The sequence below is a fragment of the Candidatus Poribacteria bacterium genome (genome assembly GCA_026706025.1).
Classification (GTDB): Bacteria; Poribacteria; WGA-4E; order WGA-4E; family WGA-3G; genus WGA-3G.
In genome coordinates this window covers 40622-64010 of record JAPOZO010000026.1, presented here as the reverse complement: position 1 = coordinate 64010, position 23389 = coordinate 40622, and the positions used below count along the sequence as shown (strand labels likewise).

Here is a 23389-nt window from a genome sequence, read left to right as displayed (position 1 = left end):
ACGTAGATAAATACAATCAAGGTGTTTTGGTATTAGGATATCTGTCTGTAACACTCTCAACGATGGTTTGATTTGAAACGATACGTTCTCAAACATACCACTGCGCTTGTGCCCTGAAGAACTGTGCATAGAGTCCATCATTTGCCAATAAGGTTTCATGGTCCCCATCTTCAACAATTGTACCGTTATCGAGGACAAGGATGCGATCACAGGTGCGGACTGAAGACAAGCGATGCGAAATTATAAGGGATGTCCGTCCGCTACTTCGTTGAATAAATCGTTCATAGATCGCTTGTTCGGCTAAAGGGTCCAGTGCCGCAGTCGGTTCGTCAAGGACGACGAGCCATGGGCTTTCCCGCATGAAACCCCTTGCTGTTGCAATGCGTTGCCACTCGCCGCCGGATAGATCGCGTCCCCCAAAAGTGGGTCCTAACACAGTTTCATAACCCGCATTGAGTCTGTCAATAACCGAAACTGCACCACCGGCAGTCGATGCCACTTCCATACGTTCGGGATGTTCAAGGTCACCAAAGATAATATTCTCGCGTGCAGTCAGATGATAGCACGTGAAATCTTGAAACACTGCACTACAATGTGTTAGCCACTGCTGACGCTCTGCTTCGTTTAAAGGTATATCTCCAACGCGAATTAAACCCGTTTGCGGTCGGTAGAGACCAAGCAGCAGGCGCGCCAATGTGGATTTTCCCGCACCGTTGGGGCCAACAAGTGCCACCCGCTCCCCTTTATTCAATGTTAGGTTGACGTGACGAAGTACGGGTTCTTGCGCATTTGGATAGAAGAACGAAACATTTTCTACTTGCAGATGTGAAGGTTCCTGTGCGGCTGTCAGATTCGGTGCTTTCTGAGGTGTTGAAGGGTCTTTAGCCACTGCTGCAGTGTCGCGATCCAAAAACGAATACAAATCTCCTGACAAACGCCGCATATCGTCTGCAATCAATAAAAAATAACCGGCGACGCTGTCCCAGATGCCATCTAAGTTGACAATGGCGTTGATCGCGGCGATATACTTACCGACGGTAAGTCCGCCCCGAAAAACCGCCAGCAATAAAAGAATAAGGGAACCAGCATACAACAAGGCGCGTGAGATACCAATTGCAAGATGCGCCCAAAATTTACGCCGTTCAATTGCCTGTTGCGCTTGTATAAGTTCTTTCCATAACTTTCGCCAGCGTCCTATCCAGAGGTCCTGTGCTTGGTATAACCGCACCTCCTTACCTGCGCCCCGATCTGTCAAAATACCTTCTAACGCATCTCGTTCTCGCCGCTGTGGGGTCTGTTCTACATCAAGGCTGTAAGTATCAACAGCAAAGCGTGAACCACTCCACCAAGACGCTATACCGGTCACCATCGGAAGCAATGCTAACAACGGATGGAGGCTCCACAGCACGATACCCAGCGCGATGACGCTGATTAATTGTTGGATGCTATCAACAATCCACCAGACAATTTCTTCAAGTTCATCACCGGACATGGTGCGCGCTCGCGCCAGCGCGTTTTGGAATTCTGGGGTCTGGAATTCGACGAGTTCTATTGTATTGGATTTCCGAACGATCCCCTCACTAATCCAAATCTCGATGTTTTCTCTGACATTGAGGCGTAAGGGTTCTCGTAACTGGTCTGCGACCGTACTATAGATTTGTAGGCCGAGCAGACCAAGCAACCACGGGACAACTTGCCGCCACCAGCCGGTATCACCTATGGCTGCGGTGATTGCATTGACCAAGTGTTCCGTCACGAAAAACTCGCCTACAGGCAGAACGCCGAGGGATAGTGTGAAAAACATCATCCCTGAAAGCGAGAGTGCCCCGCTCCGCCAGACAATCGCAAAAGTACGGAAGTACGCGATGATACTTTCTTTCGCAGCCAATCCCCATGTCTTCCATTTTCCATTAACGTTTTGCATCTTTTAATCGTTCCTTGCGGTTCGGTCAGGTCGGATTGGCATTTGCTATCCACCGTCGTAGAGCCGTTCTCCACTTCGTTCCGAACTCGTTTTTTGGAATTATCCTGATTAATTGTTCCTTGGGGTTCGCTCAAGACAGACAGTTTCCATTCTTCTGAGCAATTCCTATTGATACCAGTGTGCTTGTGCTTGAAAAAATCTGGCGTAGAGTCCATCTCTGGCAAGTAATGCCTCATGTGTCCCGTCTTCAACAATACGTCCCGAATCCAGTACCAAGATCCGATCTGCGAGCCGCGCCGATCCAATTCGGTGTGAAATCAGGAACGTCATCCGTCCTGCTGCAAGTTCAACAAAACGTTGATAGAGTTCGACTTCGGCTTGTGGATCCAACGCTGCTGTCGGTTCGTCAAGGACAAGGATTTGAGGATTCCGAACTAAAGCCCGCGCGAGTGCAACTTTTTGCCATTCACCACCAGATAACTCTGCCCCCTCACCTTCTTCACCGAGTGAAGGATCTAAAAATGTATCCAGGCCGCGCGGAAGCGTCTGAAAACGCTCCTCAAGACCGACTGCATTGATGACGCGCCGGAGTGCTTCGTCGTCAATGTTGAAGTTTGGGGGACCTGGCACCAATTCCTCACGCACAGGTCTACGAAATCGCGCGAAGTCTTGGAAAACGGCTGCACAGTTAAGTGCCATCTGTTCTGGGGCAATCGCGGCAATATTTTTCTCGTCATAGCGGATTGTGCCATCATCAGGCTTGTATAATCCGAGCAATAGTTTGATAAGTGTCGATTTTCCGGCACCGTTAACACCCACGATGCTAACGATCTCTCCCGGACGCACGTGAAAGTTGATGTCTTGTAACACATCGTCAGTCGCGCCCGGGTAGTGAAAGCGTAGATTCTGGACTTCTATGCCGTGTTGTAAGGGCTGCGGGAATGTCTCGGTGCCTGACTGCGTACGCGCCGTTTTTCCGCGTTCTAAGAGGAAATGCAAATCACGCAGCAAGGGTACATCTTCAAGTATTTTTTTTATTTCTCTAAGCAATCCCTCCAGATCTCCTTGGAAGAACGCAGCGATGCCGGTAAGAACCACATAATCTCCAAGCGTGAGATTGCCGTCCACAATACGCGCAGCGAGTATACCAATCGCGACTGCGTACGCGATCATTTCAGCAATAGTTGTACCGATGGAGGCTCTCGCTTCCGTCCAGATCTTTGCAAGCGATTCTTCCTTCCATTTTTCGTGGTTCGTTCGCCAACGTCCGAAAAGCAGATTGAAAAGACCATAGAGCCGCACTTCCTGTCCGGAGGTGGTACCGAGCAATAAACTCAGCATATAATCCATCATACGCCGTACAGGTGTCGCTGCGTAATCGTGGCTGTACCTGCTTTCGGCTGTCTTAACTTTAAGCCAAGCGGAGGGTAGCGCGGGTAACGCCACTACGAGGACCAGCAGTGGATCGGCTATCCATAGGAGTACCCCGTATCCCACTAACGTCACGCAGAGTTGTCCAACCTCTGTTAGAAAGCGTAGTAGGTTCGTGAGCCGATGCCCCAATGCCTGTCGTGCCCGTTGTATGAGGTCATACGTCTGTGGCTGATCAAAAACGGCGAAGTCGATATGCGTTGTCGCCTCAAGTAAGGCGCCCTGCTGGTGGAGTCCGATAAGGTTGTTCATCTTCCATCGTAGGTAGCCATCACAGGTGCCTGCTATATTTCTCAGCATTGCCAAAAGCACGAGTGCTACCACCCACGGAGCTGCGGTTTCTAAACTTAAATCCGCTTCCTCATCGAGAAACGCAGCGATGAGATTCACCAGTTCCTTGCTTGCCCAAAGAATCCCTATAGGGATGCCCCCGTGTGCGAGCGTCAAAAGTGCTTGCGCAATTGCACCGAATCGACTCGCATGCCAAGCGATAAAGAAAAAACGGCGGAGCGTCTTTATCGCTGACGGGCGGGATTCCGGTTCGGTGTTGGTGGGATGTGTATTGTCAGCGTTCATTTTTTTTCTCCAATAAAAATAGCCTACCGAGTTTAATCCGAAGGCTTTGGAAAAAATCACTTAAAATTGGGAATTCTATAATAAATTGTGCGGCGATGTAAATAATAACGTTAGTGTATCCTGTTCCTATCGAAATCGTTAACGCGAGCAAGTTATGCCCGGCAAAAAAACTGGCACCGAGTACGTTTTCAAGAATCGTCTGGTGCCAGTTCCGTAACAGATTTTATTCTTCTATATTTTGGGGTTCAGGTTCAGGACGTGCGAGAATCCATTTTTGGAATGCTGCCATATCCGCGAAAAACGAACGCATGAGCGCAAATTCACTCGGGGATGCAATAGCGCACCGCAGCAATCCCTCTTGTTCTCCATGTGCCTCTAAACGTTCACGCCAAACCTCTTGAAACACATTGTTATCCTCGGTTATGGATGTGGGAGACGTGCTGATTTGCACAATTGCAGTGGAAAAACCTGATAGTTCTGAATCGTTCTCCATCAACGGCTCTATTAGATGGGTCTGCTGGAGTTCGTGAAGTTCCTTGATATTATCAAGTGGATTTTCAACTGTAGTCCCCCACTCACGAACAATAAAATAGTAATTCAGCCAAACTTTTAATTCTTCATCACTTTTATCTGCTCCGAGCATTGCTTTGATTCTGGAAATCGCGACGGTTTTCATGTTGTCTGTCGGCATTGCGTCGACGTATGCCAAGAAATCAGCATAATCCTGTTCTTCTCGTGTGTTTAAATAGGTAAGATACGGTTCGCTTGACAGGATGGCTTCTAAATCGTTTGGGCTTTGCGATGTGTCTGTTTCCGGGGCGGCTTCAAGAAGTTGCGATAGCAGCATTTTTTTGTCTTCAGTCAACGGTTCGCGAGCGAATGCTTCTAAGGCGCGTCGGTGTTCTTCTTGTTGCGCGTGTATCTGATCCATCTCCTCCATCATTCTACCGAACCACGGGACCACAAAAACTATCCCACTGACAAGCATCAGAACGCCTATACCGATAAGAATCAGAAATATTGGCTTTTTCATCGGGTGTACCTTCTCCGATTAGTGTTATGCGCTTATCATAGCATTTTTTAAATCGGATCGCAACCTTTTAAGTCAATATCATCAGGACTATTTAAGTTTTCGGTTTTTTCGTCCAATTTTAGGATCCCAGGTCCGGTAGGTGCGGTTTGCGGCGGACCATCGGTGTCAATTTAGGGATATTTCGTGCCATTCTCGGCAGAGTCAGTCTGAACTGTGATTTCTCTGATTTTTGTGATAAAATCTCTGAAGAAAAATAAGATGCTGATTGTGGTGTTGAAGTTTCTACAGGGAGGACGTTCCTGCGGAACTGCTGAGTCGTCAGGCCTGGGTTTTCGGTGTTCAATTTCTTGTGATGTGTTCTCTTATCATGGGAATCATAGCCATCGGAAAAATCACAGTTCAGAACGCAACAGTGACAGGCGTGTGTCCGTTTTTGGGCTCGCAAAATTACCCGATTAAATTCTTAATCTTCATAACTTATGGACGAGTTAGAAACGAGTCTATTGCATCTGCATCATTTGAGGCATTATTTGTTCCATCATTCCAAACATTTCCCCGAGCTGCTTGAAGTCACCGAGGCTAAGGAGCAGGTTTGCATCAAGGCCGTTGTTTTTTGATTTGGCAGCAAAACCGAGACTGTAGTTCTCTGGTAGGTTCATGAACATACCCGAAAAGATTTGTAGTATTGCCATGTTTGGATCGTTTAGCTCTGGCTCTCCCATCAACGGCGCGAGGCTTTTGAACGCTGTAATCGGGGAAAGTGCTAAAAACACGTTGTTGTTGGTCCCCAACTTGCCAATGAGTTTCTGATAACTTTGATGGTCAGAAAACTTCTCCTCGCCTCCTGCCCTCCGATCAAGAGCCATTTGAATAATCTCTGGAGTGGTCCCTGTTGCGAAAAGGAGTTGCCCTTCAGTAAACGCATAATACCAGTGCCATTCGGAGGGTGCCAAATTAGAAGTTTCTGGCACTTCCTCTGGAAGATCCGCCTTAAAGTTCGGAAACACGTAACTTTTGATCTCAACACGGTTGTGCACTATTGACTTACCCGGATAAGCACCTGTATCCTTAAGTTTTTCCAGAAACACTTCATCCATATAGATTTTCGCACTGTGTTCATCTTTCAGTTCATAGATGAACACAGGTATGGGGGGATCCCCTAAATTGAGAGAGAAACTCCATCGATCCGCCAAAGATTGATAAAAATCTTTCACCTGTTCGCGGAGCGCATCTCGCTGCGTTCGTTTTTCTCGGGTATCATCTGGAAAAACACTAAACCAAAATTTGCTTGTCTCAGTTAGCAAAATTGGACTTCCTTGAAAAGCGCAATTTAGAAAAGCGTTATTTGGGAGTTCACTGAGGAAGACCAGTTCATCGGATGCCTCTCCTAAAATTTTCAGAAATTTGTTATCGCTCCCGAATGCCAAGAATGGCTTGATTTGTATATCAGCACCTTCCATTTGAAATCGGACGCTTGCAGATTGCAGATGCTTGATGAATGCCATATTTTCTCCAGAAATACCTTTAAGGAACGGCACAATTACCGGGAACATCGAATTCTCATCTTCGTCTTCATTTTCAAGGGTTTCTATGATTGATTCCAATTCTTTCTCAAGTGGTTTGTCGAACGTAGCGATGGCGGTTTCAACATCAAAGTACAACGCCAACTGATCGTCGTCTTCCGATATATCGGTAAGAAAAGAGACATAATCGGGCTTTTGTGTGATAGCCTGTATTGTTCCGTTATAGGTGTCAATAATATTTTCACAGACTTCGCGCTGTTTTGTGAAGATGAGGATATCGTCTAAAATCGCTATAATCTCGCCATCTTCGCTGTCGTTCCAGTAGGTTATGCCTTTATATGCCGTGCGTTCATCTGCTTTTGTCACCTTTTCAACTATCTGTTTTATTGTTTCAGGGTCTCTTAGATGCGCGAGGACAGCGAATTGCAGCGGTTTCAAACCGGTAAGGACGGTCGCAAAATCTCGGTTCACATTAAATATCTCTTCCACCGCAATTAAATCCTCAAATTGAGATCCGAAGATACTCGACAAAATTGCCACAGACACATCGGAGGCTTGCGCGTGAGATAGAAGTTCTGTCTCCAATGTATTAATGCTGTTATCCAATTCAAGCAGGTTAGGACAGTAAATGAGTCCTAAAGTCTGTTCTGGAATTAGATGCAGGACACTATTCTTGGAAACAGGAACCGGTATGCTTTCTGATTTATGTGAAGGGTCATCCGTAGCGAGATCAGTTTCTGCGATACTTAGACGAACGCATAGAAGCGTTGTCATAAGAGTCAACGCGGTGAAGGATAAGTGCAAACATTTCTTAATCATGATAATTTCTCCTGAGGTGTATTAATCCTTATGGACGTATCCACGCTGGATTTGGACGTTAATTTTAACGTGAGTTAAGTTTAAATCTTGTTTATTTCTCTAACTGCTCTTTTTTCTCGTCAGACTCCTTTTCTGTCTTCAAAAGTGCCTGAATCCATTTTTCAAATGCTGCTGTGTCTTCAAAAAATGAACGCACAAGGGCGAATTCAGCGGGTGTCGCGATAGCACATCTCAAAAGTCCCTCTTGCGAACCGTGTTTCTCTAAACGTTCTCGCCACGCCTCATGGTAAACTTCCGTGTACATTTGTCCTTTAAGATTGGTAACCATCGCCATCTGCGTTATTTCTGACATGTGGGAAAACAATTCTGCTGCTGGATAGATTGCCATCAAGGGTTCCGCCAAGTGTTTGGTTTGGAATGCAATAAGCGAACCCGTTTCATTAAAAAACTTCGGATTCTCTACCGACGCTGAGCGGAGTTTGAAGTAGTAATCTGTGCAAACCGATAGTACTTCTGCTTTTGTTTTTGGGGGTAACGCTTTTTTGAAAGAAAACAGCACATCGGTTTTCTGCTTTGCTGTTGGCATCGCGGCAACATAAGCTGGAAAATCCTTATATGCTTTTCCCACTTCGGTTTTCAGATAGGTTAAGTATGGTGCGCTGGATAAGATTTCATCGAGCGTGCCGGGGTGCGGCAGAAGTTGGCGCAGCAATGCTTGCTGTGCGTCGGTCAAAGGTTTGCTCACCAATGCCTTGAGTGCCTTTTTGTCCTTTTCGTGCTGTGCAAATGCATCCTCTGCTTGTTTCATCACTTTTCCGACAAGTTCATTTCCGGTTTCCGTCTCAGGTTGATTTTCTGCTTCGCCTGCAACAACGCCATTGAAACAGGGAAAGAAAAACAATAGGAGTAGGATAACGCGTCTCATAGCAGTGATGTTCATGTTTAGTCTCATGGTTGAACCTCCGGTGGTAAGGGTTGTGGTGGGATTTCGCGCGGATTGGATTCTGATCGCGGTCCCTCTGTAGATTGTTTAGTAAGCCATTCTTCTATTTCGGTTGATGAGTTAAAACGTTCCAAAAGATAGTTTGCTGCGTCCTTATCCGCTTCAAGGAGTTTCAAAAGACCCGCATCCGTCCCATCTTGAGATAAGAGTTCTCTGATAGATTTTATCCGCTCTACCGACATCGGTGGTGGCGGTTCCGTTTGAGATTTCTCTGTTGCAACCACGCCGTTTTCGTTTGAAGAGGTAGATGGCGGCTCAGTTGATGCCGTAGCGGATGGTGTGGCTTGCAGTGTTGGAGTCGGCGTTTCTGTGCTTTGCGTTTCAACTTCCGTAAGCATTGGAAAAACTGTAGATATATCTTCCGGGACAGTATACTGGATGTTCTCTAATTCGCCGCCTACCAGAATTTGTTCTGTCATCCATTTCATCTGTTGACCTATCTCACCTTTAAAGTTGGCAAGTGCCCAGAATTGGAAATCCTGCTCCTTGAGGAGACCCATCGTAACAGCAGCCATTACCTTGTGAAAGTCGCCGGGTGTGTCAGCGACTATTTTATGGATGCGTTCCGCCATTTCCGCTTCATAATCCGCAGGTTCGCCTTCGGGAAAATGCTCTCGGAAAGCCTTTTGTGAAATTTCCGCCAAGTCAAATTTCGGACCGTTTTCACCCATAACGACGTTCATGAATTCTTGGAGATTGAAATCAGGAAATTCACCTTCTTCTAAACCCTCCATCTTTTCCTCCATGAACTGCATGGTGGCATCAAGTCGGGCTGCCATCTCTGGTCCCAAGGCATCTTTCATGCGTTCAGGGTCTTTTGAACGTAGTGCTTCTTTGAGTTTGTCCATATCTACGTCTGGCCCAAATGTTTCGGAGAGCTCCGCTTCGAGTTTCTCTACATCTACGTCTGGCCCAAATGCTTGGGAGAATGCATCGGTTTCAGTAAGCGGGTTTGCCCCGTTGTTTTCGGGTATCTCGGTTGGTTTGATACTTTCCTGAATCGATTCTGACTCAACGGGTGCCTCGGTCCTCGTGCTTTGTGTGCGTAAAAACGCCACCCCAATCAGAGAGACAAAGCACAATCCTATAATAATAGGGAACAAACGATTTTTCATGAGAGACCTCCTGTGTTTTCAATGTTATGAAACATCAATTGTTTTCGTTTTCAAGCGAGATGTGGAACATCCCGCGCTGTTCGGTAGCAATATAAAGTTGGTCGTTGTTGATAACGAAGGAGATGACACGATCTGGAACCTCTGGTAGGATCTGTTCCCATCTGCTTCGGTTGTTCAATTTGTAGACGCCAGTATCGCCAGCACCGTAAATCGCCGCGTCTGCCACAGCAATTCGGGCTATAATGCCGTGTGCACCTTCTTTATCCGTAATTGCGCGCCAGTGTTCGCCGTCTGCTGATGTTAGAACGCCTGCGTCTGTTGCGATGTATACCGTTGAATCTGCAATGACAATCTGGTTGAACCGATCAAAACGGAATGGCAGATTTGGCGTTAAGTCTTTCCATGTGTTCCCACCATCAGGGGAGCGCAAGAGATGGCCATCTCGTTTACCGACATAGACGATTTCCTCTGAAACAGCTATTTTGAACCCACTGTCAAACGGGTTATCAAGCGGTTGAGTGACATCTCTTAACCCTGTATCTGTCCATTTAGGAGCGCCGCGTGTCCACCGGAAAAGCCGCTGCTTGTATTCCACATAAAATGTATCGCCACTGACTGCGAACCCATCAGGATATGGATCAGATGGATTTTCAACATCTGTCTGCTGCGCTATATCTATCGAATCATCAGGTTTCTCACGATCCTTAGCGGAGTCATCCGTTATAGCTTGCTTCGATGCTATCCGCGATTCATTCTCCTGTGTCTCTATAGCGATACCTTCGGGAAAAGCGGGGACACCTTGAATTGGTACCAGCACATTACCACCCGCAGAAAGACGGAGAATACGCCACTTGTCTTTTTCACCTAAATCTGGTGTAATGCCGTAAAGCACACCATTAGAAATTAATAATTTAGGAGCGATTAACAGATTAGGCGGAGCCTCGTCTTCTGCCGGTTTCAGAGTGAGTTCACCAGCATTGAGGGACAGTGTTTGCCAAGAATTTCCACCGTCGATGGATTTGGAGACCCCTGTCATAGTACTCGTGTAGATCGCGTTTTTGAATGCGACTAAGTTGAATATGTGAGTCCCGACTATCCCCTTCATAAATGGAAGCCATGATTTGCCACCATCGGTTGAACGTGTAAGCCCAAAAACGCTTGCTTTGATGAAGGTCCTTTCGTCCACTGTTACAGCAGGGGACATGCTCATCATCACTGAATTCATAAAGGCGTTCATGTCAAATGTATCTTTATCAAAATCGAAGCTGAGGTCTGTCCATGTTTTCCCAGCATCCGTTGAGCGGAAGCTGACCATAAATCCTAACGCTAAGAGTGTCTCATCGGCTACCAAGACTTTAACGCCCGGCGAGATTTTCATCGGAAGTGACTCGCTTGTAGGGGTTATCTCAGTCCATGAATCTCCTAAATCGGTGGAGTGAAAAATTTCCCATGAACTTGAAGTGTCGTTTGATGCAAGTTGCGCCATATACGTTGCCCTTAGTTCTGGGTCGGAGAAATTGGGGCCCGTCCCTACATAGAGATTTCTTTCAGAGACAGCCAAAGACAGAATGGCTTTGGTAGTATCCACCGGTAATTTTTTCAATGTGTCTGAATACAAGCGATAGAGACCTCGGTTTGTGCCAATGAACACTGTATTTTCAATAGCAGCGATTGCAAAATTGATTCTGTCTGTATCTTCATTGTCCAATAGAACCCACTGCTTACCAGCATCCGTAGATCGGAAAATCTGTTTGGCAAGCGCAAGGTATAATCCATTGTCCGTTATCACCAATCCGATGACTTCTCCTTTTGGACGCTCACCAAGCGACTGCCAGTTCTCGCCTCTGTCTGTTGACGTGTATACTTCACGACCGGAGACGAGATAAAGCGTCTCATCTCGCTCTGCCATCAGTGTGAGACCCTTAGATGCCACGGAGGTGTTGATCAGTGTCCACGCAGATGCGTTAGGGGACAATCTATAGATGCCAACTGCCGAAGCCGCGTACGTATCTCCTCTGGAGCTAAAAAATAAACCTGATATCATCCCGGCTTCTTGTGGACCGCTTGCTTGGACCCACTGCTGCTGTGTTGACGGGCGCGGCTCCTTTTCTATCTGCGCTGCACCGAGTGTAACAGGTTTTGAAAGTTGTGGACCGGAGGCACTGCTCTTACCCGTGGTCTCAAAACGTCCCGCTTGGTTCCGTAAAGCCGGTTTTGCCTGTGTGTCAAGCACGATCGGTGCGTCAATGATTTCAATGGTAGTTTCAGAGACTGCGTCTATGTTGTACGGTCTCTGGAAGCGCACGAGATATTGGGATCCGACCCCCATTATGAGAAAAATAAGAATCGCTGTTGCGGCAGAAAGTGCCACCGGTACTAACGGTTTACTACCAGATGGGGCAATGGGTTTCATACTCGAAATCTCGCGCATAATGTTCTCCGTCAGATGCGGCGTGATTTGAAAATGCTCCAAAGCCTCTCTTACTATCGGTTCCTCTTGCTTCAAGCGTTGCTGTGCCCGGCGGAGCCGACTCTTAATCGTATTCACAGACACCCCCAGAAACGCGCCAATCTCTGCAGCCGACATCTCGCTGAAGTAATGCAGTGTGATGACCGTCCGATCGCTCTCTTGGAGAGTTGCAAGCAGTTGTTTCACGACTTCGCGTTTGGCTTCTCCAATTGTCCGCTCGTTTTCTTCAACGACGTATCCAGAATACGTCGCTTTTTCTAACGCTGCACTATCTGTTTCCTCAAGGGACTGCGTCTGCAAACGCTTTTTACGCATCCACATCTTACAGTTATTAGCCGCTATGACATAAAGCCAACCCGTGAACCGCTGCGGTTGTTTCAACGTCGCGAGTCTCTGATACGCTTTCAGGAATGTATCCTGTGTAATCTCCTCGGCGATATGGAAGTCCCCGATTTTCCGCCACACAAGCGCGTGAACCGGCTTTTGGTATTTTTTCACGAGTTCACTGAAGGCACTATCATCGCCATCAAGAATGCGGTGTATGAGTTCAACATCACTGTTTTTCATGGGATCACCTCCGATTGATTTATAATGATGCTTGTTAGATGCGAAATGGGTGCATAGTTCGGAAAAAAAATTGGAAGATAATCAAAACTTACACCATAATGGTCTGTGTGCGTTAGACAGTTTTATATCATAACACACCCTAAAAGGATTCTAAAAAATAAAATGCAAACAGCCAAACCTATGAGGAAACTTCAATTCCCACAATGGCTTGGCTGTAATTGTAGCGCAGCGTTTTATTTTTTACTTGTTGTTCTGGTCTACTTTTCAAGGATCGTTTGCTGCGTAACACAGAAGGTTAACATCAGCGCACCCGCTCCGAAGACCACTACAATCGCGCGAATGAAAGGATGTTGTTTCCCTCGTCTGGTTACCTACTATTCTTTCTCAAGAGAGATGTGGAACATCCCTTGATGTTCAGTAATGATATAAAGTCTATCGTTATTAATCACGAGAGAGGTAACACTATCTGGCACTTCTGGCGAGATCTTTTCCCATTCGTCGCGATGATTCAATTTATAGACACCCTCGTCACCAGCACCGTAAACTGTTGTGGTATCCACCGCGATTTGATCAATGAGCGTGTGCGTTCCTACCTTATCGGTGATTGCGCGCCAATGCTCACCGTTTTCTGAAACCAAGACCCCCGCGTCGGTAGCAACATACACAGTTGAACCCGCAAAGGTTATATCATTGAAACGCTCAAAACGTAAGGGTAGACTTGAAGTCAAATCTTTCCATGTGTTGCCACTATCGAACGATTGAAAGAGACTTCCGTCGCGTTTTCCAGCGTAGACGGTTTCATCAGAAACAGCAAGTCTCAGATTCTTCATAAAGCCATCATTTTCGTCTCTGCTTTTATCTTCATCTACCAGTCCGGTGTTAAACCATTCCGACTCACCGCGTTTCCATCGAAGCAGCTGGCGCATGTATTCCGCGTAGAATGTCTCACCACTAACTGCAAACGCGCTCGGGTATGTTTCGCGTAGGGTCGTTTTATCTGCCCAATTCACCATATCTATGGTGGAAGGCGCGTCTTCAAGAGCGGGTACCCCTTGGAGAGGGACTAACACGTTTCGATTCACCGAGAGACGGTAAATGTGCAATTTATGCTCGGGGACTAAAGTTGATGCGGCGCCATAAAGTATACCGTCAGCGATTGCTAATTTGGGGGAAATTAGACTGTAGGGTCTCTCAGGTGGTTTCAGTGTGAGTTCGCCGGGATTCACGTCAACATTTTTCCAAGACTCACCGCCATCAGTGGATTTTGTCAGACCTTTGGAGGTACTTGTGTAAAATTCATTTTTGAGCCCTACTAAGTTGCGTATTGAAGTGCCGATTATCCCATTCGTAAATGAATGCCACGATTTTCCGCCATCGGTTGAGCGTGTCAACCCAGGAATTTCGACCTTGAAGAAGGTTTTTTCATCCACTGCTACTGCCGGAATCCAACTAAGCATCGTCATTGAATCCTGACCTAATTCTGTCCACGTTTTTCCACCGTCGGTTGAGTGGAAACTTACCATTCCTAATATCAGAACACTCTGTTCGACTGCCAAGACTTTAACACCCGACGAGATTTTCATCATTAGTGATTTGCTTGTTGGCGTTATGTCGGTCCACGAATCACCCAAATCGGTTGAATAGAAAACCTCCCATGTCCGTACATCGGAATTCATATTGCGCATAACCTCATCGAGGTGTGCCTGCATTCCTTCCGGGGCTTCTGCTTGAGAAAGGTCGCGTCCTGTCCCGACATAGAGATTATTTCCGGAGACGAACAAAGAGTGAATCATTTTTGTGGTAATCGGCAATTTTACCCACGTCTCTGAATGCAAGCGATAGAGACCTCGGTTTGTCCCGATAAACACTGTATTTTCAACAGCAGCTATTGCACTAATACGGATGTCTTCTATTTCATTGTTAAGTGGTGTCCACTGCTTACCAGTATCTGTAGACCGGAAAATACCTTCGTCTCGAAGCGCGAGGTATAATGCATCATCCGTTACCACGAGACCGACACCGACTCCCTTTGGACGCTCGCCAAGTTTTATCCATGTCTCACCTCTATCTTTTGAAGCGAACACGCTATTGGTAAAGAGGATATAAAGGGTATTGTTTCGTTCTGTCATCTGTATTCCGTGATCGTCTACAGATGCTTCTGGCGGAAGTGGACTAATGAGAGTCCATGCAGATGCGTCTGGTGCTAATTTGTAGATACCAATCTTTGTAACCGTATAGACATCGCCCCAAGAACTTGCCAATAAACCTGATACTCCACGCCCTTCTTCTGGTCCACTCGCTTGGACCCATTGTTGTTTTGTTGGCGGGCGCGCCTCCTTTTCTATCTCTGCAGCGGCAAGCAGAACAGGTGCTGAAACTTGCGGACCGGCACCAGTGTTTTTACCAATCGCATCAAAACGTCCGGCTTGGTTTCGTAAATCCGGTTTCGCTTGTGTGTCAAGGACAATCGGCGCATCAATGATTTCAACGGTGGCTTCCGATTGTGCCATCAAATTATATGGCTTCTGAAAGCGGGCAAGGTGTTCAGAACCGATACCCATTATTAGGAACATAAGGATCGCTGTTGCGGCAGAAACTGCCCACGGCGCGATAGGTTTGCTACTTGTCGGTACAATCGGTTTGATCTCAGCAACTTGCCGTATGATATTCTCAGTAAAGTTGGCAGGGAGTTGGATGCTGCCGAGGGTTTCGCGAATCATATCTTCTTGCTCCTTTAAACGGTTCCGGGCGCGTTGCAGGCGGCTCTTAACTGTATTCGGGGATACACCCAAGAATTCGCCAATCGCCTTGCATGACATTTCGCCGAGATAGTGAAGGGTCATAACCGTGCGTTCACTCTCCGGCAGTTTTTCAAGGAGGTTTTTGACAATTTCACGGTGATGTTCAGCCGCCTCGGTTTCACGGTGCTCGGATTCATAATTAGCATAAAACGATTTTTCGATTTCTTCTATTGGCGTAGTTTCTATTGATTGTTGACGGATTGCCGGTTTGTTTCTTTGGATCCAATTAAGACAAAGGCGATTCGCGATCACATAAAGCCACCCATCAAATAGGTTGGGATTCTTGAGTGTTGGAAGCTTTTTATAGACTTTGAGGAAAGCATCTTGCGTAATTTCTTCGGCAATGTGAAAATCCCCTATCTTCCGCCATATCAGGGCATGAACACGCCTTTGATACTTTCGGACTAAGACGCTGAATGCCTCGTCTTCACCTGACAAAATCCTGTGAATCAATTCAACATTATCGTTGACCATTGGAATTCTCCGTAATTTCTGTCCATCACCAATATGAACTTATAATATCATTTTGCTCTTTAAAGTTAAAGACACAATTATATACCCGAACGGTTGCATAATACCGAAAAAAATTAACTTTTAACCTTGTAGCATAGGAAACCGTATGAGGTTTAACAAATAAATTGGGTAATTGTCCCTACGCGACGTGCGATAATGCACTTCGCATTTGGGCGTGTACGCCGCAGAATCGCACTACTACGAACTGGTTCACTTGTTATCACACGTCTTAGCATTACCCGATTAAATTCTTAATCTTCATTTGGTTTCCTGTGGCAGTATAGGACGCAACTTCACAGTAATCAGTTTGCGGTGCAAAAAAAAAAACGTATCCACAAAATACTTGTGGATACGTTATAGTAAAGTTTAGAATTAATAGGACACTCTACACCGGTTCGGTTAGGAAACCGAACCTACCGGGGGGAGGAAAGTGTTTCTTTATTTTTAGGTTTCACTATAAAAAACGATCTACGGCATCGGCTACATGCCAAACATCATTCCAAACGCTTGAAAGAGTGGCTTGAAATCACCAAGGGTGAGAAGCAATTTTGCATCAATGCTGTTGTCCCGCGCTTTGGCAGAGAAACCGATGCTATAGTTCTCTGGTAAGCTCATGAACGCACCAGAAACCATTTGTATCATAGCTGCACTATTTGGATCTGCTATCCGCTCTGCCACTGGCAGGATACTTTTAAACGCGGTAATTGGAGAAAATGCCAGAAGAACGTTATTGTCAGTACCTAATCTACCCGTGAGTTTTTGATAACTCGGATGTTCGGAGAATTTCTCATCATTTCCGGTGCGCCTATCAAGCGAGGCTTGGATCAATTGCGGCGTGGTCCCTGTTGCGAAAAGGAGCTGCCCTTCGTTAAACGCGTAATACCAGTGCCATTCTGGTGGCATCTGGTCAAACGGATCGGACGGTGTTACGCCAAAAACCTCATTCGGATTCGGAAAAATGTAACTTTTAATCTCAACCCCGTTGTGCATTGTAGATGGACCTGCGTAAGCATCTTTGTAATTGAGTTTTTCCAGAAACACCTCGTCCATATAGGTTTTTGCGTGCTGTTCATCTTTCAGGTCATAGATAAACAGAAAATTAGTTAAAGTGCCATCCCCAAAGCTGGCAGAGACACTCCATCGGTCCGCCAGAGATTCATAAAAATCCTTCACCTGTTCGAGGAGTCGATCTCGCTTTTCTTGTTTATCTCGAATGCGTTTTGGCGTAAAATCTAACCAAGATGTGCTAATCTCAGTTTGCAATTTTGAACTCCCTTGAAAGGCAGCATTCATAGCGGCACGGTTTGGAAGTTCACCGAGGTCTGTTAATGCGTCAGCTACCTCTTCGACAGCGTTCACGAATTCACTATCCTTTTGAAATTCGAGAGATGGCGTGATTTGCACATCGGTTCCCGCTATTTGTAACCTTGTACTTAAAGACTGCAGCTGCTTGATGAACACTATCTGTTCTTCCGATATATTTTTCAGGGACGGTGTTATTGCCAAGGATACAGGAGAATTATCAAGGTTCTCTATCATTGATTTCCATTCTTCTTCAAGTGAACTATCGAGCAAAGCGATAACGCCTTTGAGGTCGAAACAGACACCTAACTGATCCGTACCTTCAAACATATCAGTAAAGAAAGATTGATAGCCTCGGTTCTCTGTGATAGCTTGTATCGTTCCATTATGGGTATCAATAACATTTTCACAGACCGCGCGCTGCTGTGAGAAGACGAGAATGTCGTCTAAAATAGCAAAACTGTTGCCATCGCCGTTTTCGCTCCAATAGGCAGCGTTTTTATATACTGTTGGTGCGCTTCCACCGGTTTCCGTTTCAATCACCTGTTTAACCGTTTCGGTGTCCTTTAAATGAATAGCTGCGGAAAGCTGCAGCGGTTTCAAACGGGTAAGGAAGATTGCGAAATCTCGGTTCAAATCCAATCCGATGGCTTCAAAGTCGGCTAAACTCTCAAAATTAGCACCGAGGGCACTCGCTAACATTTGGGCGAGAATTTCGGGTGATCCTGATTGCGGTGACAGGTCTGTGAACAGTGTGTTAATTTTGTTGTTCAATTCAATCGCGTTGGGACAATAGATAATGCCCAAGGTTTTTTCTGGAATTAGATGTAACACACTGTCGCTTGAAACAGTAGGTGAAGGCGTTCCTGCTGCTTGATCGGACGCTGCGTTCCTAAAGCATACTGTCAGACATGTTAACACTATAATGAAGGATAACCGTAAAAATTTCTTTTTCATTTTTCTCCTCAAGATAATGCCGCGTCGCATTAACCTTTTTCGTTTCCAAGCGAAACGTGAAACATTCCGCGCTGGTTGGTAATAATATAAAGTTTGTTATTTGCGAAAACAAGTTCTCGAATGCCATCAGGAACTTCTGGGGAGACCTTCTTCCAGTTACCACGATTATCCAAACGATAGGCACCAGCGTTGCACACCCCGTAAACCGTAGTGTCATCAACAGCAAGACTCGCAACAATAAGACGCTCGCCTTCAGTGTCAGTAAGCACACGCCAGTGTTCTCCGTTTTGTGAAGTTAAGACCCCTTTGTTCGTTGAAACGTAAACCGTTGACCCTACGAAAGTAATCTCTTTGAAACGTTTAAATTGAAGCGGCAGGTTTGGCGTAAGGTCTTTCCAATTGGTGCCCTCATCGAACGATTGAAAGAGTTTACCGTCTCGCATACCGACGTAGATAGTTTTTCCCGAAACAGCCAACTGAAATCCTTTACGACTGTTGCAAGGTTGTTTTCCAGCATCTGTGAGGCCTGTACTGACCCATTTCCATGTGCCAGGTTTACATTTGAAAAGTTCTCGCCTATACTCAATATAGAACGTCTTATCGCTAACTGCAAGCTCGCCGAGTGTCACCTCACCTGCTAATAGATCCTTTGAGTCAAGTCTGTCATCATATTCAAAGGAGGGAAGTCCGCGAACGGGGCTGAGCGTATTACCATCAGCAGACAACTGGAAAATGCGCAACTTGCTTTTTCTTGTAGGTGCACCGAAAATGTCTCTTTTGCCTTTCTCAAGGAAAACCCGGTAAGGGACATCGTCAGCGACAACTAATCTCTGATTAGGAAAATCAGGATCGCGAGGCGAATTCCAACCGGCCCTGAAGTTAACAGAAGTCCACGTCTCGCCGCTGTCACTTGATTTGACAATTTTCCAGTCGTTGTGGACGTAGAGCGCGTTTTTGAACGCGACTAAATTCCGCATGCCGGTGCCTATCATTCCCTGCATAAACGGGTGCCATGATTCGCCGCCATCGGTCGTCCGATAGACTTCATATTTACCTGCATAAAAGGTATTGTCGTTGATTCCTGCAGCCGGGGTGTAACTGGGGGTATACGGAATTTCTCCGAGGGCCGTCCATGTTTGTCCATCATCCCTTGAACGCATTCCATGGCGACCACCGGCTACTAAAAGCGTCTCATCCGCAGCGATGAGTTTGATGTCTATCGCTTGCCGCATAGCGAAAGGTGCGTTTTTGGGTGTGATCTCAACCCATGAATTGCCCAGGTCGGTTGAACGGAAAAGCGTCCAACGGGTTTTGCCGCTTGTGAGTGATGCTAAGTGCGCCTTGACTTCGGCATCATCTATCGTGAGCTCGGATGGCTTTATCTTCATCCGTGAATAATCGTGGCACGCTGCCACATAGAGGGTGTTCCCAGAGACTGCCAAAGAGTCAAAGGAATCGGAGGTATTCGGAGGCTCTATCGGCAATTTTTCCCATCTGTCCGAATGAAGCCGGTAGAGTTCTAAGTCCGTAAGCACAAACACGGTATTGCCAATAGATGTAGCCGTGGTAATTTTGGGGGCTGATGCTTCTGCGTCAAACTTAAAGCCGTCGTTGAAGGCTGTCCACTGTTTACCGGCATCCGTAGATCGAAAAACACCTTTTTTGTCAGTGACCAGGTAGAACGCTTCGTCCGTTATGATCAACCCTTTTGCTTTGCCTGCTGGACGACTACCAAGAGGATGCCACGTCTTGCCGCGATCGGTGGAAGATAGCAGCTCTTTAACAGAGACAGTGTAAAGTCTATCATCTTGTTCTGCCATCGGCATTGGATAGAGTTGTCCATTCGTTACACTTGCATTGACGAGTGTCCACGTTTCCTTGTCTGGTGTCAGTCTGTAGATACCGATGGGTGAGGCGGCGTAGACATCGCCTTTGGCACTCGCAAGGATGCCTAAGATGGAAACGCCTTCTGGACCGCTCGCTTGCATCCAATGCTGTTCTGTTGACGTGCTTTTTTCATCCGCTACCTCCGTAGCCGCAGCCAGTACAAAAGGTTCGGAGGCTTGCGGTCCGATGCCACTGCGTTTACTGTCAGTTTCAAAACGACCGGCTTGGTTTCGTAAATCAGGTTTTGCCTGCGTATCAAGCACAATCGGTGCGTCAATGATTTCAATAGTAGTTTCGGATTGGGCATTTACGTTGTAAGGGGTCTGGAAACGGGCAAGGTATTCGGAACCTACGCCTATTAGTAGAAAAATAAAAATCGCTGTTGCAGCAGAGACTGCCCACGGCACTAACGGTTTACTGCTTGTAGGTGCTACTGGTTTTATGTCGGCAATTTGTCTCAGAATGTTTTCTGTGAAGTTGGCAGGTAATTGTACACTGCCGAGTGTTTCCTGAACCATGTTTTCCTGCTCCTTTAAACGGTTACGGGCGCGTTGGAGACGACTCTTAACGGTATTTGGCGATACACCTAAGAACTCACCAATCGCTTTGCACGTCATTTCTCCAAGGTAGTGAAGTGTCACAACCGTACGTTCGCTTTCTGGTAGTTTTTCAAGGAGGTTTTTGATGTATCCGCGGCGATATTCAACAGAGGCATTCTCGCGTTGTTCATCTTCGTAGGAACGGTAGGATAATCCGTCGATTTCTTCTTCGCTTGTGTTTTCTAACGATTCCATTTGTGGCTTCTGTTTTCGGTGCCAAGCAGTGCAGATCCGATCGGTGATAACATAGAGCCATCCGGCAAATTGATTCGGGTTCTTCAATGTGCCGAGCTTTTGGTAGACCTTGAGGAATGTATCCTGTGTCAATTCCTCTGCGGTGTGGAAATCGCCAACCTTTCGCCAAGCGAGCGCATGAACCCGCTTTTGGTGCTTCTTTACCAATATGGTGAAAGCATGTTCGTCGCCTGTCAAAAATCGATTAATGAGTTGTGCATCTTCGTTTTTCATCAGGTACTCCTCCCTGAACTATGGGTGCGCGTTTTTGATGCGCGGTCATTGAACCGCTGTTACTATTAATGACGCGATTTAAAATGCGAAAGGTTGCATAGTGGAAAAAAATCTATTAACTTAAGCATGATCAGCCCAAAATGTTTCTCTTGACATAACTTAGATAAATCATTATATTATAGCATATATGAAACTTCTATCTATAAACGTATCAAAACCGAAGCCTATTCAATACGGCGGCAAGACGATCCGAACCGGCATCTTCAAAGAACCGGTATCCGGCACCGTCATGCTCAGGGAAAAGAATATTGATGGCGACGGGCAAGGCGATCTGCGGGTACATGGCGGCACTTATAAAGCTATCTACGGGTATCCGTTTGAGCATTATGCTTATTGGCAACAGGAATTGCAAAGAGATGACTTGCGTTATGGACAGTTTGGCGAAAATCTCACCGTTGAAGGCCTGCTGGAGGAAGCAGTTCATATCGGCGATATCTTCGAGATAGGCGCGACAGTGAAATTACAGATTACGCAACCGCGCGTACCTTGCTTCAAACTGGCATATAAAATGGGACTGCCGGAATTTCCGAAACAGTTCTTAGAGAGTCGGCGCGTCGGTTTCTATTTCCGAGTGCTTGAAGAAGGCGAAATCACTGCTGGCGATGCAATCGCACGTAGTGAGATCGCACCGGAACCGATGAGTGTCACGGAGATCGTCAATCTCCGCTATTTTGATAGAGACAATCATGAGAAAATCGCACACGCCAGAAAACTACCTGCGCTTTCACCAAGTTGGAAGCGGGATTTCACGAAGATTTTGAACGGATGAATATTTTTAAAGCAACCACCAAACAAGAGACCAGCGAAGCAGCAGCGCACGTCGCCAGCAGAAAACTGCGAGAGGCACTTAACGTTAATGGACAAGCGAGTTTCATCGTCGCGACGGGCGCGTCACAATTTGACTTTCTCGCAGCACTGACTGCAGATGAGACGATTGACTGGGACAACACGACGATGTTCCATCTCGATGAGTATATCGGTATCCCTGAGACGCATCCTGCCAGTTTTCGCAAGTATCTGCGGGAACGCCTTGTGGATATTGTTCAGCCCGGCACGGTGCATTTTCTGGACGGTGAAGCAGATGAACCGCAAGCCGAATGCGATCGACTCAATCAGATAATCTCGCAGCATCAGATTGATGTAGCGTTCGTCGGCATCGGTGAGAATGGACACCTCGCCTTCAACGATCCGCCAGCAGATTTTGAGACAGAGGCTCCATACATCCTTGTGGAATTAGATGAGGCGTGTCGTCTTCAACAGGTAGGTGAAGGTTGGTTCACAGGACTTGATGAAGTGCCGAGCCAAGCGATCTCGATGTCTATCTGTCAGATTATGAAAGCACAGACGATTATTTGTACCGTACCAGATGAACGAAAGGCGGAGGCAGTGCGAAACTGCTTACATGGTGAGATTACGCCGATGCACCCCGCCTCTATCTTGCAAACGCATCCGGATTGCACGGTGTTTTTGGATGCTGGGTCAGCATCTCTGCTATAAGGGAAAGGTTAGCCCTTGCGAGCAACATTGACTTAGTGTGCCGTTTTAATCTGTCCCCAAGTGACAGCGAGTTTCTCTTGTGGTTCAACATCAAACGGAATCTGACCCAAGGCATAGAGGATTGAGCGGTGGACGAGTTCCCAACCTTCCTCTGTTACCTGCTGCCAAGCGGTGGAGTGGGGCCAGATGTTAACGTGTATCGCTTTCGTTGTACCTTTTATCGTTTTCGCGCCTTTCTCATAAACGGAAATGGCGACTAAATCATCATTGTCAGCGCGCACGGCTAAGATGTCAATATCGCCTTCAAAGCCACTGCACGTCATCAACTGTGCCGCAGGTTTGCTGACTGTGATGTCGCCTTTAAACCCTTCGGTTATCGGATGCTCGGTATCGACGATGGTCAGTTTGTCGCCTGCATCAGAGTTAAATGTGCCGTCTGCGGCAAACCCCATGTCGTCGTAAGTCCATGTCTCGGCGTTGACAACAGGAACAGCTGAATCTTTATAAGCGTCCAAAATGTTGCCACTCGACGTTGATTCTGAAATAAAGACCAGATCTATACCTGCGAGATTGACGGGGTGCTTCGCCAAGTGCTCATGCGGTTCGACGACGTATCCCCACTCTTCGAGGTATTCTATGAGGAGATCGTCCTTCGGATCCGGGGCACCCGATCCAACGAGAACGAGTTTTTCGCCTTTCGCTATAGCAGTGCTTGTTAAGAGTAGTAACATCAGAATGGGTAAGAACAGGTGACGATACATAAAAGAGTTTCCTCCTTCTGGAATGTGTTTTGGTAATGTGGGAACTTGAAAGCAGCCCTCGGATTGGACCAGTAGTGGGCAAA

General features: G+C 46.6%; 13 protein-coding genes. 2 read left to right on the top strand and 11 right to left on the bottom strand.

Features of this window, described 5'->3' with window-relative positions; all coding sequences use genetic code 11:
- Positions 1-88: 88 nt before the first annotated feature.
- The 10 genes from OXH00_05635 to OXH00_05590 form a co-directional block, all read right to left on the bottom strand.
- Entirely contained in the window at positions 89-1924 is a 1836-nt protein-coding gene (locus tag OXH00_05635; GenBank protein MCY3740482.1) for an ABC transporter ATP-binding protein, read from the bottom strand.
- A gap of 165 nt (positions 1925-2089) precedes the next feature.
- Positions 2090-3931: an ABC transporter ATP-binding protein gene (locus OXH00_05630; protein ID MCY3740481.1), complete on the bottom strand. Its 1842-nt coding sequence runs from the start codon at positions 3929-3931 to the stop codon at positions 2090-2092.
- Positions 3932-4154: 223 nt separating this feature from the next.
- On the bottom strand, positions 4155-4964 hold the full coding sequence (locus OXH00_05625) for a hypothetical protein (GenBank protein ID MCY3740480.1): 810 nt from the start codon (positions 4962-4964) through the stop codon (positions 4155-4157).
- Between the two features lie 500 nt (positions 4965-5464).
- The gene (locus tag OXH00_05620; protein MCY3740479.1) at positions 5465-7306 is read right to left on the bottom strand and encodes a DUF3352 domain-containing protein; all 1842 of its coding nucleotides are present in this window, start codon (positions 7304-7306) and stop codon (positions 5465-5467) included.
- Positions 7307-7397: 91 nt separating this feature from the next.
- Entirely contained in the window at positions 7398-8258 is an 861-nt protein-coding gene (locus OXH00_05615; protein MCY3740478.1) for a hypothetical protein, read from the bottom strand.
- Positions 8255-9424, bottom strand: coding sequence for a hypothetical protein (locus OXH00_05610; GenBank protein MCY3740477.1), 1170 nt, complete (start codon positions 9422-9424; stop codon positions 8255-8257). Before OXH00_05610 ends, OXH00_05615 begins: the two co-directional genes overlap by 4 nt.
- A 34-nt stretch (positions 9425-9458) precedes the next feature.
- On the bottom strand, positions 9459-12461 hold the full coding sequence (locus OXH00_05605; GenBank protein ID MCY3740476.1) for a sigma-70 family RNA polymerase sigma factor: 3003 nt from the start codon (positions 12459-12461) through the stop codon (positions 9459-9461).
- 374 nt (positions 12462-12835) lie between these two features.
- Positions 12836-15736, bottom strand: a complete 2901-nt coding sequence (locus OXH00_05600; GenBank protein ID MCY3740475.1) for a sigma-70 family RNA polymerase sigma factor — start codon at positions 15734-15736, stop codon at positions 12836-12838.
- Between the two features lie 519 nt (positions 15737-16255).
- Entirely contained in the window at positions 16256-18034 is a 1779-nt protein-coding gene (locus tag OXH00_05595) for a hypothetical protein (GenBank protein MCY3740474.1), read from the bottom strand.
- A 29-nt stretch (positions 18035-18063) separates the two neighbouring features.
- Positions 18064-20988 (bottom strand): sigma-70 family RNA polymerase sigma factor, encoded by a 2925-nt coding sequence (locus tag OXH00_05590; protein ID MCY3740473.1) that lies wholly within the window; start codon positions 20986-20988, stop codon positions 18064-18066.
- A 187-nt stretch (positions 20989-21175) separates the two neighbouring features.
- Between OXH00_05590 and OXH00_05585 the strand changes: the two genes are divergently transcribed.
- Positions 21176-21817, top strand: coding sequence for an MOSC domain-containing protein (locus OXH00_05585; GenBank protein ID MCY3740472.1), 642 nt, complete (start codon positions 21176-21178; stop codon positions 21815-21817).
- On the top strand, positions 21814-22545 hold the full coding sequence (locus tag OXH00_05580; protein ID MCY3740471.1) for a glucosamine-6-phosphate deaminase: 732 nt from the start codon (positions 21814-21816) through the stop codon (positions 22543-22545). The genes OXH00_05585 and OXH00_05580 overlap by 4 nt, the downstream gene beginning before the upstream one ends.
- Before the next feature lie 32 nt (positions 22546-22577).
- Here the strand turns inward: OXH00_05580 and OXH00_05575 are convergent, their stop codons facing one another.
- On the bottom strand, positions 22578-23306 hold the full coding sequence (locus OXH00_05575; protein MCY3740470.1) for a hypothetical protein: 729 nt from the start codon (positions 23304-23306) through the stop codon (positions 22578-22580).
- Positions 23307-23389: the final 83 nt, after the last annotated feature.

Bases quoted from the DNA above. Each gene is read 5' to 3' on its own strand.
- OXH00_05635 (MCY3740482.1), bottom strand. From the start codon at position 1,924: ATGCAAAACGTTAATGGAAAATGGAAGACATGGGGATTGGCTGCGAAA.
- OXH00_05630 (MCY3740481.1), bottom strand. From the start codon at position 3,931: ATGAACGCTGACAATACACATCCCACCAACACCGAACCGGAATCCCGC.
- OXH00_05625 (MCY3740480.1), bottom strand. From the start codon at position 4,964: ATGAAAAAGCCAATATTTCTGATTCTTATCGGTATAGGCGTTCTGATG.
- OXH00_05620 (MCY3740479.1), bottom strand. From the start codon at position 7,306: ATGATTAAGAAATGTTTGCACTTATCCTTCACCGCGTTGACTCTTATG.
- OXH00_05615 (MCY3740478.1), bottom strand. From the start codon at position 8,258: ATGAGACTAAACATGAACATCACTGCTATGAGACGCGTTATCCTACTC.
- OXH00_05610 (MCY3740477.1), bottom strand. From the start codon at position 9,424: ATGAAAAATCGTTTGTTCCCTATTATTATAGGATTGTGCTTTGTCTCT.
- OXH00_05605 (MCY3740476.1), bottom strand. From the start codon at position 12,461: ATGAAAAACAGTGATGTTGAACTCATACACCGCATTCTTGATGGCGAT.
- OXH00_05600 (MCY3740475.1), bottom strand. From the start codon at position 15,736: ATGGTCAACGATAATGTTGAATTGATTCACAGGATTTTGTCAGGTGAA.
- OXH00_05595 (MCY3740474.1), bottom strand. From the start codon at position 18,034: ATGAAAAAGAAATTTTTACGGTTATCCTTCATTATAGTGTTAACATGT.
- OXH00_05590 (MCY3740473.1), bottom strand. From the start codon at position 20,988: ATGAAAAACGAAGATGCACAACTCATTAATCGATTTTTGACAGGCGAC.
- OXH00_05585 (MCY3740472.1), top strand. From the start codon at position 21,176: ATGAAACTTCTATCTATAAACGTATCAAAACCGAAGCCTATTCAATAC.
- OXH00_05580 (MCY3740471.1), top strand. From the start codon at position 21,814: ATGAATATTTTTAAAGCAACCACCAAACAAGAGACCAGCGAAGCAGCA.
- OXH00_05575 (MCY3740470.1), bottom strand. From the start codon at position 23,306: ATGTATCGTCACCTGTTCTTACCCATTCTGATGTTACTACTCTTAACA.